Here is a 12842-nt window from a genome sequence, read left to right as displayed (position 1 = left end):
AGATTAAAGCAGCGATCTTTGCGCGACGATAGATCACGGGATGGCCGAAAGGCGAGCTGGAATGGTGTTACAGCGAGGAGTCATGTGGGGGCTAACACCTATTCGATCGCGGAGTGCGGTGTATTCGTCGGGTATAAACCCGAGGAATCGGATGTGGTTCGGGATGGATTCCTACACGAATCAAAGATGTATCTCCTTTCGTGCGGTGTATTCCCGCGGTGTAATCCCAAGCTTCACAGACGTGGCCATGGAGGGCGCGATGTCAAGGTACAGGCCGCGGGATTCGTCGGCAATTCCGAATAGGTCTCGGGGCGCCGCCGCCGGTTCTCCGGGGGCGAACCCGCCTGGTGTTCCAAGCGACACCTTCGAGGGGCCGGGGCCCCCGGCCCCGCCCGTCCGCCTGCTCGACCAGGTACGCGACCGCGTCCGTCGATTGGGGCTGGCCAAGCGTACCGAGGAGGCCTATGTCGGCTGGGTGCGCCGCTTCATCCTGGCCAACGCAAAGCGACATCCTCGCGACATGGGCGGTGTGGAGGTGGAGGCATTCCTCACGATTCTGGCCAGTCGCCACAACGTGGCGCCGTCTACGCAGAACCAGGCCTTGTCGGCGCTCCTGTTCCTGTATCGGGAAGTGCTTCACCAGCATCTGCCGTGGATGGAATCGATCCAGCGGGCGAAGAAGCCCGCGCGCCTGCCGGTGGTGCTCTCGCGCGACGAAGTGGCGGCCCTGTTGGGCCATCTGGCCGGATTGCATGCGCTCCAGGCCGGCCTCTTGTACGGCAGTGGCTTGAGGCTGATGGAATGCATCCGGCTCCGGGTACAGGACATCGACTTCACCCGGCTGGAGATCATCGTGCGCCACGGCAAGGGAGGAAAGGACCGGCGCACCATGCTGCCCAGGTCCCTTGCGCCGTCCCTTCAGGCCCAGGTCGAGGAGGTGCGGCGGCTCCATACGGCCGACCTGGCGGCAGGATTCGGCGAGGTGTGGCTTCCCCACGCATTGTCGCGAAAACTGCCACGCGCGGGGCGGGACTTCGGCTGGCAATACGTGTTCGCGGCCCGCTCGCGCAGCGTCGACCCGCGCTCGGGGGTGGTCAGGCGCCACCACGTCGATGAGGAATCCCTGCAGCGGGCGGTGTCCCGGGCCGCCCGCGTGGCGGGCATCGAGAAGCGCGTCACCTGCCATGCCCTGCGCCATTCCTTCGCCACCCACTTGCTGGAATCGGGCTACGACATCCGCACCATCCAGGAGTTGCTGGGCCACGCCGACCTGGCCACCACGCAGATCTACACGCACGTCCTCAACCGCGGTGGGCGGGGCGTGCGCAGTCCCCTCGACCCCGGCTGAGGCGGGCACGCCGCGCCCACCTTGCTTAACCGCATGCGTGGGCCCGGCATGCCCGGCGCCCCCGTGCCGGGCGCTGCGGTTATTCTTGGGCCATGATCCATCTCGCCTCGAAGTCGCCGCGCCGGCGCGAACTGCTCTCCCAGCTGGGCCTCGACTTCGGGGTGTTGGACGTGGACATCCCCGAACACCCCGCCGCCGGCGAGCCACCGCTGGACTACGTGCGCCGCGTGGCCCGCGAGAAGGCCGGGGCCGGGCTGCTGCGCGTGTCCGGCTCGCCCGGGGCCATCGTGCTGGCCGCCGACACCGAGGTGGTGGCCGATGGCGAGGTGTTCGGAAAGCCGGTCGACGCGCTCCAGGCGCGGGCGATGCTGGGCCGGCTCAACGGACGCGAGCACCAGGTCATCTCCTCGGTGTGCCTTGCCGACGCCGGCCGCGAGGCCCAGGCCGAGTGCGTGTCCAAGGTGCGCTTCGGCCAGCTCGGCGAGGACGAACTCGATGCCTACATCGCCTGCGGCGAGTGGCAGGGCAAGGCCGGCGGCTATGCGATACAGGGCCGCGGCGGGGCGCTGGTCGCCCACCTCTCGGGCAGCTATTCGGGGGTGATGGGCCTGCCGCTGTACGAGACCCGCCAGTTGCTGCGCCGCTTCGGGGTGGCGTTGTGAGCGAGGAGATCCTGATCAACGTCACCCCGCGCGAAACCCGCGTGGCGGTGGTCGAGAACGGCATGCTGCAGGAGGTGCACATCGAGCGCGCCTCGCGCCGCGGCTACGTGGGCAACGTCTACAAGGGGCGGGTGCAGCGGGTCATGCCCGGCATGCAGGCGGCCTTCGTCGACGTCGGCCTGGAGCGCGCGGCGTTCCTGCACGCCTCCGACGTCATCAAGCTGCCGGTGGCGGGCGTGGAGGAGGAGGTCGATGCGGGCCCGGCGCCGACGCTGCCGATCTCCTCGCTGGTCCACGAGGGCCAGGACATCATCGTGCAGGTGGTCAAGGACCCGATCGGCTCCAAGGGCGCGCGCGTCACCACCCAGCTGTCGATCCCGTCGCGCTACCTGGTGCTGCTGCCGTACTCCAAGGTGCTGGGCGTGTCGGTGCGCATCGAGGCCGAGGAGGAGCGCGCCCGGCTCAAGCAGGTGGTCGGCTCCCTGGTCGGCGAGGACGGGCCCGGGTTGATCGTGCGCACCAACGCCGAAGGCGCCGAGGCGCCGGCCCTGGCCCAGGACGTGGCCTACCTGCAGCGGGTGTGGTCGCTCATCCGCGAGGGCTCGCACAGTGCCAAGCGCGCACGCGCATCTACGAGGACCTCGGCCTGCCACTTCGGGCGATGCGCGACCTGGTCCGCGAGGACGTGGAGAAGGTGCGCGTGGATTCGCGGGAAACCTATGACCGCATGTGCGCCTTCGCCGAACAGTTCATGCCCGACATGGCCGGCCGCGTCGAACACTATCCCGGCGAGCGGCCCATCTTCGACCTGTTCGGCATCGACGACGAGATCCAGCGTGCGCTGCTCAAGCAGGTGCCGCTGAAGTCCGGGGGCCACCTGGTCATCGACCAGACCGAGGCGATGACCACGGTCGACGTCAACACCGGTTCCTTCCTCGGCCAGCGCAACCTCGAGGAGACCGTCTACCGCACCAACCTCGAGGCGGCGCAGGCGGTGGCGCGGCAGCTGCGGCTGCGCAACCTCGGCGGCATCGTCATCATCGACTTCATCGACATGACCGACGAGGACCACCGTCGCCAGGTGCTGCGCACGCTGGAGAAGTCGCTCGCGCGCGACCATGCCAAGACCACCGTGTACGACTTCTCGCCGCTGGGCCTGGTGGAGATGACCCGCAAGCGCACCACCGATTCGCTGGCCCGGCAGCTGTGCGAGCCGTGCCCGGAGTGCGGTGGCCGCGGCATCGTCAAGACGGCGGAAACCGTCACCTACGAGATCTTCCGCGAGATCACCCGCGCGGTGCGCCAGTTCGATGCCTCCGAGGCGCTGGTGCTGGCCTCCAGCCAGGTCGTCGCCCGCATCCTCGAGGAGGAGTCCGCGGCGGTGGCCGAGCTGGAGGAGTTCCTGGCCCGTTCCATCCGCTTCCAGGGCGATGAGGGCTACGACCAGGAACAGTTCGACGTGGTGTTGCTCTAAGGGCATGTCGCGGTCCGAACGCCACGACCCGCAATGGCGCCTGCGGCTGCGGCGCGTGCGCCGCCTGCTGGTGTACGGCACCGCGGTGGTGCTGATCGCGCTGGGCGTGGTGGTCGCGCGGCGGCCCAGCTGCTGCCGCTGGTGGAGCGCCACCCGGAGCGGGTGGCGGCATGGCTGACCCAGCGCACCGGCCAGCCCATCGCCTTCGAGCACCTGCAGGCGCAATGGACCCGGCGGGGTCCGTTGCTGGCCCTGCAGGGCTTGCGCATCGGCACCGAGGACGAACCCTTCCGCATCGACGAAGCGCAGTTGCTGGTGTCGATCTATTCCGGCCTGGTGCCGGGACAGCCGCTGACCGAGCTGCGCCTGGGCGGCATCGCGCTGGAGCTCAGCCGCGACGCCGAGGGTCGATGGAGTGCGGCCGGCCTGGCCGGGCGGGCCGGCGACACCGACCTGCAGGGCACCCTCGACGCCCTGCAGGGCCTGGGCGAGGTACAGGTGCGCGATGCCAGCCTCGCCGTCAGCCTGCACGACCCGGCGCGCAGCTGGCACGTGCCCCGCGTCGACCTGCGCCTGCGCGTCAGCGGGCGCCGCGTCCGCCTGGGCCTGCTCGGCTTCACCGACGCGGCGCGCGAGCCGCTGGTGCTGGTGGCCGACCTCGACCGCCGCAGTGGCGATGGCCAGGTGCATGTGCGCAGCCAGGGCGCGGAACTCGAGCGCCTCGCCGGCGAGGGTGACTGGCTGGGTGTGGTGCCGCTCGACGGGCACCTCGACCTCGATGTGCACCTGGGGCTGTCGGGCCAGCGGGTGGTTTCGGTGTCGGGAGGGATCGAACTCGACGGCGTGGTGCTGCAGGGCAGCCGCGTACCGGTGCCGGCCTCGGGCGATGTCGCACTGCTGGTGGAGCCGGTGCCGCGGCGGATCACGCTCGACACGCTGTCGCTGCAAGGCGCCTGGCGCATCCGGGAGGGGCACTGGCGCCTGCAGCTCTCGCAGTTGCTGCTCGGCAGCGGTGGGCAGCAATACGCCTTCGGCGGGGTTGGGGGGGCAGGGCGAGGCGGGGCGCATGGCGTTGGCACTCGACAGCGGGCACCTGGGCCCGCTGGTGCGCGTGGCTTCATTGCTCGACCCGGTCGCGCCGGCCCTGCAGGACTGGCTGTGGCAGGCCGCACCGCAGGGCCGGCTCGACGATCTGGAGCTGTCCTGGATCGACGGCGTGCCGGGGCCGGGGCGGGCACGCCTGGCCGGCCTTGCCTTTGCGGCGGTGGATGGGCGCCCGGGCGTCTCCGGCCTGGGGGGCGCGCTGGCCTTCGACGCCGGCGGCGCGATGCTGGAACTCGACCCCGCGGCGGTGGCGGTGGACTGGTCGCAGGCCTTCGGCGAGGTCCTGCACCCGGAGATCGAGGGCACCGTGGCGTTGTGGCGCGATGGCGACGCCTGGGGCGTCGGCAGCAGTGCGCTGCGCGTCCGGGGAGAGGACTACGGCGTCCACGCCCGCCTGGAAATGCGCTTCGAGCCCGACGGTGGCAGGCCCTGGCTGGCGCTGGCCGCACAGGTCGATGCCGCCCCGGTCACGGCGGCGAATCGCTTCTGGGTGCGCCACCTGATGCCCCCGGCCTCGGTGGAATGGCTGGAGCGGGCGCTCGTTTCCGGCACCGTCCAGGGGGGACACGCAGTACTGGCCGGTGATCTGGACGACTGGCCGTTCGCGGCGGGCGAGGGCATGTTCGATTCCGAGGCCACCCTGAGCGACGTCGAGCTGGACTTCAGTCCCGACTGGCCGAACGCCACGGGTTTGTCCGGCACCGCCGGCTTCACAGGCCAGGGCATGCGGCTGGAGGCCAGTGGCGTGGTCGGTGGGGTCGCGGTGAGCCGTGCCAGCGGGTCGATCCAGGACTGGAGCGACGCTGCGCTGCGCCTGCAGGCCGACGGCAGGGGCGATGGCCGCGCGATGCTGGCGCTGCTGCGCGCCAGTCCGCTGCAGGAACGCTACGGCGAACAGGTCGAAACGCTGCAGGTGCAGGGGCCGGCACGCACGCGCCTGGACCTGGTGCTGCCGTTGGGAGCGGATGCGGCGGCGCCAACCGTGCGCGGCACCGTCGACCTGGACGGCGTGCGCCTGGCGACCCGCGCTGGGAGCTGGAATTCACCCAGGCCAGCGGTCGCCTGCGCTACAGCGAGGCCGGCGTGTCGGCCGAGGAGCTCTCGGTGCGCTACGAGGGCCAAGTGGCAGCCTCAGCCTGGCGGCCGGCGGCCACACTTCCAGCGAGCAGCGCCTGCTCGAGGCCTCGCTGCGCGGGCGCTTCGGCGTCGAGCCGCTGCTGGCCAGGGTGGATGCCCTCGAGCCGTTCGCCGGACGCATCAGCGGTGAAGCCGACCTGGTGGTCGGCCTGCGGGTGCCGCGGCGCCCCGACGGCACCGCCGGCACCGCCATGCTCAGCGTGCGCTCCGACCTGCAGGGCGTCGATCTCGACCTGCCGGCCCCGCTGCGCAAGCGCCCGGGTTCGGCGCTGCCGCTGCGCGTGGACGTGGCCCTGCCGGTGGAGGAGGCGGAGCTGCAGGTGCGCCTGGGCGGCCTGGCCCATCTTCGCGGGCGCCTGGACGAGGTCAATGGCCTGGTCGGCATGCTGGCCCTGGGCCAGCCGGCCGAGGCCCTGCCCGCGGCCACGACGCTCACCGTGGTCGGACAGGTGGCGGTGCTCGATGCGGCCGGCTGGGCCGGCCTGGCCACCGACACGCTGGACGCGGGAGGCCGCGCGGCCGCCCCCGCCGCCGCCGACACGCCGCGCGGCACCCGGGTCGGCGAGGTCGACATCTTTGCCGGCCAGCTCGACCTGCTCGATCGCGCCTTCATCGAAACCCGGCTGCGGCTTTCGCCCATCCCGGAGGGCTTCCGCCTCAATGTCGATGGCCCCGAACTGCTGGGCGAGGTGCAGATTCCCGGCGAACTCGACCAGGGCCTGGTGGGCCGCTTCGAGCGCCTGCACTGGCCGGCCGGGCGCCAGGCCAGCGCCGGCGGCATCGACGTCGACCCCAGTGGCATCCCGCCGCTGGACTTCCAGGTGGCCGACCTGCGCTTTGGCGAGGCGGTGCTGGGCGAAGCGCGGCTGCTGACCTATCCCACGCCGGAGGGCATGCAGGTCGAGCGCCTGCAGGCGCAGTCCGCCGACATGGCCTTCAACGCGGTCGGCAGCTGGTCGCTGATCGAAGGCAGCGCCTATTCGCGCTTCTCGCTGGGCTTCACCTCCGGCGACCTCGGCCGCATGCTGGCGTCACTGGGCTATGCCGGCATCGTGGAGGGCGGGGTGACCGAAGCCTCCCTGGTGGCCGGCTGGGTGGGTTCGCCCGCCGCCTTCGGCCTGGATGCGGTGGAAGGCACGCTCGACGTGCAGGTGGGGCCGGGCCGGATCCTCGATGTCGAACCCGGGGCGGGGCGCCTGCTGGGCCTGGTCAGCCTGGCCGAGCTGCCGCGCCGGCTCACGCTCGATTTCAGCGACTTCTTCGGCCAGGGCTTCGGCTTCAATTCCATCGCCGGCAGCTTCGTGCTGGGCGGCGGCCAGGCCACCACCGACGACCTGCTGCTGGAAGGCCCGGCCGCGCGCATCGTCGTGCGCGGCAGCACCGCGCTGCAGGCCCAGACCTACGACCAGACCATCGAAGTGCTGCCGCGCACCGGGGGTGTCCTGCCGGTGGTCGGGGCGATCACCGGCGGGCCGGCCGCGCGGCCATCGGTGCCGTGGCCCAGGCCATCCTCAACCGGCCCTTCAGCGAGGCGGCGCGCACCGTCTATCGCATCACCGGCCCGTGGAGCGCGCCGGAGGTCGAGGTCATCGAGCGCGGCCCGGCGCCCCGGCCGCGCCCGTCGAAGGCGGGCCCTGAGTACCTGGCCCGGCACCTCGCGCACGCCGGCCGCCACCGCGGCGCGCATTGCGATCGGACCCGCCAGCCCCCCATCCTGAGGACATCTCCGCTGGCCCCACCGACATGACCGACCCGCTGTTGATCGCCGAAAACCAGTTGCTGAGCCCCTCGGGCCTGGCGGTCTCCGACCTCGATCTGCCTTCGGCAGCCTGCTGGGCCCCGGCATCGATTTCGGCGACCTGTATTTCCAGCACAGCCGTCGCGAAGGCTGGACGATCGAGGACGGCATCGTGCGCGAGGGCAGCCACTCGATCGAGCAGGGCGTGGGCGCGCGCGCGATCAGCGGCGAGAAGACCGGCTTCGCCTACTCCGACGAGGTGCGCCCCGACGCGCTGCTCGAGGCGGTCGGCGCGGCCCGCGCGATCGCGCGCAGCGGCACCCAGGCCACCGCCCGTGCCCTGGTGCGCGGCGGCAGCCACGGGCTGTATGCGGCGATCGATCCGGTCGATGGCCTGGAGGCCACGGCCAAGGTCGAGGCGCTGCGCCGCATCGACCAGCTGCTGCGCGACGCCGACCCGCGGGTCAAGCAGGTCACCGTCAGCATCGCCGGCGGCGTCGACACGGTGCTGGTGGCGCGTTCCGATGGCCGCCTCGCCGCCGACGTGCGTCCGCTGGTCCGCTTCAACGTGCAGGTCATCGTCGAACAGGGCGGGCGCCGCGAGAGCGGCTATGCCGGTGGCGGCGGGCGCTACGACTACGCCGAGCTGCTCGGCGACGGCCGGCCCGAGGGCTGGGCGCGCGAGGCGCTGCGCCAGGCCCTGGTGAACCTCGAGGCCGAGGACGCCCCGGCCGGGCAGATGCCGGTGGTGCTGGGGCCGGGCTGGCCCGGCGTGCTGCTCCACGAGGCGGTCGGCCACGGCCTGGAGGGCGACTTCAACCGCAAGGGCACCAGCACCTACGCCGGGCGCATCGGCGAGCAGGTCGCGGCGTCCGGCGTCACCATCGTCGACGACGGCACCCTGGCCGGTCGCCGCGGTTCGCTCAACGTCGACGACGAGGGCGAGCCGACCCGCTGCAACGTGCTCATCGAGGACGGCATCCTGCGCGGCTACATGCAGGACAGCCTCAATGCGCGGCTGATGGGCGTGGAGGCCACCGGCAACGGCCGCCGCGAGAGCTACGCGCACCTGCCGATGCCGCGCATGACCAACACCTACATGCTGCCCGGCCAGCACGTGCCCGAGGAGATCATCGCCTCGGTGAAGAAGGGCCTGTACGCGCGCAGCTTCGGCGGCGGCCAGGTCGACATCACCAGCGGCAAGTTCGTGTTCTCCGCCACCGAGGCCTACCTGATCGAGGACGGCAGGATCACCCGCCCGGTCAAGGGCGCCACGCTGATCGGCAACGGCCCGGAGGCGATGACGCGGGTGTCGATGGTCGGCAACGACCTCGCCCTCGACGAGGGCGTGGGCGTGTGTGGCAAGGACGGCCAAAGCCTGCCGGTCGGCGTCGGCCAGCCGACGCTGCGCATCGATGCGCTCACCGTCGGCGGTACGCGGCAGTAATGCCGCGGGCCGATCAGGTCTCGCCGGTGTCGGCCTCGTCCTCGCCCAGCAGGTCGCGCAGCGTGCGGAACAGCTCGCGCTGGGCATGCGGCGGCTTGTCGCGCGCACGCTCCTGGGTGGCCTTGCGCACCAGCTGGCGCAGCGACTGGCGGTCGGCCTCCGGATGCGCGTCCAGCAGTTCCCCCAGCGCCTCGTCACCCTCCACCAGCAGCCGCTCGCGCCAGGCCTCGGTGCGGTGCAGCGCGGCGGCTTCGCGCCGGGCCTCCAGCTTGTCGCTCTCCAGCACCGCGCGGATGCCTTCGAGCACCTCGTCGTCCTCGCGCCGCAGCATCTTCGCCAGGTACTGCAGCTGCCGCTTGCGCGCGATGTGCGAAGGCGTGCGCTGCACCGCCTCGACCTCCTCGAACAGCCCGTCGGGCAGGTTGATCTGCTTCAGCCGCGCGGCGGGCTGGGACACCAGCAGTTCGGCCAGCGAGCGGATTTCCAGCGCCTCGCGGCGCTGTTCGGTGCGGCTGGGCGAGAGGAATTCGCCGGTCTCTTCGTCTTTGCCACGCATATCGTCGGTCGTCCGGCACTGAAATCAATTGAGGAAGGATACGCAGGTGGATGATTCAATCGCAAAAACCCGCACCGACGCCGCCGGTGGGCCGGCCGAGCGCATCGATGAGCTGGCCGCGATCGCCGCGCGCATGGTCGAGCAGTGCCGCAGCCACGGCGCCGACCAGGCCGAGGTGGGCGTGGACGCCAGCCGCGGGCTGTCGGTGGGCGTGCGCCTGGGCGAGGTCGAGACGCTGGAGTACACCCGTGGCGCCGGCATCGGCCTGACCGTGTACTTCGGCGGCCGCAAGGGCTCGGCCAGCTGCGGCGACCTGCGTCCGGAAAGCCTGGCCGACACGGTCGAGAAGGCCTGCGCGATCGCCCGCCACACCGAGCCCGACCCCGCGGCCGGGCTCGCCGACGCCGCGCTGATGGCGACCGACCCCGGCGATTTCGACACCTGGCACCCCTGGGACATCGACGCCGAGGTGGCGATCGCGCGCGCGCTGGCCTGCGAGCAGGCCGGGCGCGAGGCCGATGCCCGCATCAGCAACGTCGACGGCACCTCGCTGGCCACCAGCGAGACGGTGTCGGTCTACGCCAACAGCCACGGCTTCCTCGGCACCGAACGCGCCACCCACCACAGCCTGAGCTGCGCGCTGATCGCCGGCGCCGGCAGTGGCATGCAGCGCAGCTACTGGTACACGCATGCGCTGGCCGCCCAGGACATGGAGTCGGCCGAGGCGGTCGGCCGGCGTGCGGCGGAGCGCACCGTCGCCCGCCTCGATCCGCGTCCGGTGCCGACCGGCCGCCACCGCGTCATGCTGGTGCCGGAGATGGCACGCAGCGTGATCGGCCACCTGCTCGGCGCTGTCTCGGGTGGGGCGCTTTACCGTCGCTCCAGCTTCCTGCTCGATCGCGTCGGCACCCCGGTGCTGCCCGGCTGGCTGAGCCTGGTGGAACGCCCGCACCGGCCTCGCGGGCTGCGTTCGGCCGCCTTCGATGCCGAGGGCGTGGCCACGCGCGAATCCGACCTGGTGCGCGATGGCGTGCTGGCGCGTTACCTGCTGTCGAGCTATTCGGCGCGGCGCCTGGGCCTGGAAACCACGGCCAACGCCGGCGGCGTCCACAACCTCGACCTCGAGGCCCCGCGCAGCCACCGCCCGGCCGACTTCCAGGCCGCGCTGGCGGCACTCGGCACCGGCCTGGTGGTGACCGAGCTGATGGGGCAGGGCGTGAACCCGGTCACCGGCGACTATTCGCGCGGGGCGGCGGGATTCTGGGTCGAGGACGGCCACGTCGTCCACGCCGTCGACGAGCTCACCATCGCCGGCAACCTCAAGGACATGCTGCTGGGCATCGAGGCGGTCGGTGCCGATGTCGACCCGCGTTCCCACGTCGCCACCGGCTCGATGATCCTGGGCGAGATGATGGTCGCCGGCGCCGGCTAGGCCATCCGGCAGGCTTGACACACCCGACGGGGGCGCAGAGAGTCCTTCACTGAGCTCAAGGCCGTCTTCACACCGAAACGGTCGCCATCGAATGGGGGAAACATCGATGCAAGAGAACGAGAACCAGGGTCCGCCGCAGTCGCCGCCGCCACAGTCGCCGCCACCGCAGTCACCGCCGCCGCAGACGCCGCCACCCTCCCCGGATCCCCATGACACGGCCGCCACCGCGGCGTTGCCGCCGCAGGAAGAACGCACCTGGGGCATGCTCGCCCACCTTGCCGCGCTGCTCGGCGGCCTGCTCAGCTCCTGGCTGGGCGGCCTGGGCGTGTTCATCGGCCCGCTGGTGGTGTGGCTGGTGAAGAAGGACACGATGCCGTTCGTCAACGACCAGGGTCGCGAGGCGTTGAACTTCAACATCACCATCGCGATCGGCGTGCTGGCGCTGATCATCATCACCGTCATCACCTTCGGCATCGGCATCCTGCTCACCGTGCCGCTGGGCATCGCGCTGGGCATCTACTGGCTGGTGTTCACGATCATCGCCGCGATCAAGGCGAACGAGGGCGTGGCCTACCGCTACCCGTTCACGCTGCGCCTGATCAAGTAGGCGTCCCACGCGGCGCTGCGCCGCAAGTCGCAAAGAAGACGCCCGCATCCGCGGGCGTTTTCCTTGCACGACCGGCCGGCCTGCAGCGTGCCGAAGCCGGCACGCGTCCGGGCGCGTGGCTCAGTGGTGGCGTTCGATCGCCAGGCGGCCCAGCGCGGCCAGCGCCGCGGTGTCGCCGGGCAGCGTGGCCAGCGCGTCCTGCATCGTCGCGGCCAGTGCCTCCAGGCGCGCGCGCGAAGCGTCCAGACCGATCAGCGCAGGGAAGGTCAGCTTGTCCTGTGCCTCGTCCTTGCCGGCCGTCTTGCCCAGCTGCGCCGCATCGCCCTCGATGTCGAGGATGTCGTCGCGGATCTGGAAGGCCAGGCCCAGCGCGGTGGCGAAGCGCGCCAGCGCCTGCAGCGTCGCCGGGTCGGCCTGCGCGGCCAGGCCGCCCATGCGTACCGCCGACTCGATCAATGCGCCGGTCTTGAGCGCGTGCAGGCGCTCCAGCGCAGCCAGCCGCGTGCCGTCCGCGCCCCCTGGGGGCGTCCGCCGCGCCCTGGCCCGTCGCGTCCAGGTCCAGGGCCTGGCCCCCGCACATGCCGGCGGCCCCGGCGGCATCGGCCAGCGCCCGCACCAGCGCCACCACGGTGGCCGCGGGTGCGTCCATGTGCGCCAGCAGCGCGAAGGCCTGCGCCTGCAGTGCATCGCCGGCCAGGATCGCGGTGGCCTCGTCGAAGGCCACGTGCACGGTCGGTTGGCCGCGGCGCAGGCTGTCGTCGTCCATCGCCGGCAGGTCGTCGTGCACCAGCGAATAGGCGTGGATCATCTCGACCGCGGCGGCGGGGGCGTCCAGGGTGGCGTCGTCGGCGCCGCAGGCGTGTCCGGCCGCGTACACCAGCAGCGGGCGCATGCGCTTGCCGCCGCCCAGCACCGCATGGCGCATCGCCGCATGCAGCCCATGCGGCGCGTTGCCCGGGTCGGGCAGGTTCGATTCCAGCGTGGCTTCCACCCGCTCGCGCCAGCGCGCGAGGCGCCCCTCAGTCGGCATCGAGGGGAAAGTCGATGGCGCTCTCGGGGTCGTCGAGGTCGCTGAGCAGCTTCACCCGCAGCTCGGCCTGCTCCAGCGTGCCGCGGCACTGCCGGTACAGCGTGACGCCGCGCTCGTAGGCGGCCAGCGACTCGTCCAGCGACAGGTCGCCTTTTTCCATCTTCTGCACCAGTTGCTCGAGCTCGTCGAGCGACTTCTCGAATTCGGCCACGGGTGCGGTCGGGGCGGGGGAGGTCTCGGCCATGCCCGAAGTGTGTCGGTTGCGGGCCGATCCGGTCAAGGCGGCCGGCGATGTACGGCGGGGCGG

General features: G+C 71.7%; 9 protein-coding genes and 4 pseudogenes. 10 read left to right on the top strand and 3 right to left on the bottom strand.

Annotation, left to right across the window (positions count from 1 at the left end):
- The first annotated feature begins 400 nt into the window (after window positions 1-400).
- The 8 genes and pseudogenes from FU658_RS10145 (at window position 401) to tldD (ending at window position 8910) form a co-directional block, all read left to right on the top strand.
- Window positions 401-1348: an integron integrase gene (locus FU658_RS10145; protein ID WP_255505544.1), complete on the top strand. Its 948-nt coding sequence runs from the start codon at window positions 401-403 to the stop codon at window positions 1346-1348.
- 92 nt (window positions 1349-1440) lie between these two features.
- Complete coding sequence (locus FU658_RS10140; RefSeq protein WP_147891964.1) at window positions 1441-2010, top strand: Maf family protein; 570 nt, start codon at window positions 1441-1443, stop codon at window positions 2008-2010.
- Window positions 2007-3484: pseudogene (gene rng / locus FU658_RS10135) on the top strand (ribonuclease G). Before FU658_RS10140 ends, rng begins: the two are co-directional and overlap by 4 nt.
- Window positions 3485-3488: 4 nt before the next feature.
- Entirely contained in the window at window positions 3489-3662 is a 174-nt protein-coding gene (locus tag FU658_RS14460; RefSeq protein ID WP_187266047.1) for a hypothetical protein, read from the top strand.
- Window positions 3626-4447, top strand: a pseudogene (locus FU658_RS16160) (YhdP family protein); the annotation flags it as partial. The gene FU658_RS14460 and the pseudogene FU658_RS16160, both read left to right, overlap by 37 nt.
- Window positions 4371-5855, top strand: a complete 1485-nt coding sequence (locus tag FU658_RS10130; RefSeq protein WP_484476960.1) for a YhdP family protein — start codon at window positions 4371-4373, stop codon at window positions 5853-5855. The pseudogene FU658_RS16160 and the gene FU658_RS10130, both read left to right, overlap by 77 nt.
- Window positions 5761-7443: a YhdP family phospholipid transporter gene (locus tag FU658_RS10125; RefSeq protein WP_484476961.1), complete on the top strand. Its 1683-nt coding sequence runs from the start codon at window positions 5761-5763 to the stop codon at window positions 7441-7443. Before FU658_RS10130 ends, FU658_RS10125 begins: the two co-directional genes overlap by 95 nt.
- A 25-nt stretch (window positions 7444-7468) precedes the next feature.
- Window positions 7469-8910 (top strand): annotated as a pseudogene (gene tldD, locus FU658_RS10120) (metalloprotease TldD).
- 13 nt (window positions 8911-8923) lie between these two features.
- On the opposite strand, the gene yjgA reads toward tldD, so the two are convergent.
- The gene (gene yjgA, locus FU658_RS10115) at window positions 8924-9466 is read right to left on the bottom strand and encodes a ribosome biogenesis factor YjgA (RefSeq protein WP_147891961.1); all 543 of its coding nucleotides are present in this window, start codon (window positions 9464-9466) and stop codon (window positions 8924-8926) included.
- 46 nt (window positions 9467-9512) lie between these two features.
- Between yjgA and pmbA the strand changes: the two genes are divergently transcribed.
- Window positions 9513-10898 (top strand): metalloprotease PmbA, encoded by a 1386-nt coding sequence (pmbA, locus tag FU658_RS10110; RefSeq protein WP_425477608.1) that lies wholly within the window; start codon window positions 9513-9515, stop codon window positions 10896-10898.
- Window positions 10899-11004: 106 nt separating this feature from the next.
- Entirely contained in the window at window positions 11005-11505 is a 501-nt protein-coding gene (locus FU658_RS10105) for a DUF4870 domain-containing protein (RefSeq protein ID WP_147891960.1), read from the top strand.
- Between the two features lie 120 nt (window positions 11506-11625).
- On the opposite strand, the pseudogene FU658_RS10100 reads toward FU658_RS10105, so the two are convergent.
- Window positions 11626-12535 (bottom strand): annotated as a pseudogene (locus FU658_RS10100) (polyprenyl synthetase family protein).
- Complete coding sequence (locus FU658_RS10095) at window positions 12525-12779, bottom strand: exodeoxyribonuclease VII small subunit (protein WP_147891959.1); 255 nt, start codon at window positions 12777-12779, stop codon at window positions 12525-12527. The pseudogene FU658_RS10100 and the gene FU658_RS10095 overlap by 11 nt, the downstream one beginning before the upstream one ends.
- Between the last annotated feature and the right edge of the window lie 63 nt (window positions 12780-12842).

Source organism: Alkalisalibacterium limincola (genome assembly GCF_008017755.1).
Classification (GTDB): domain Bacteria; phylum Pseudomonadota; class Gammaproteobacteria; order Xanthomonadales; family Xanthomonadaceae; genus Alkalisalibacterium; species Alkalisalibacterium limincola.
Note: the sequence above shows the minus strand (reverse complement) of the source record. Positions and strands in the feature narration are given on the sequence as shown.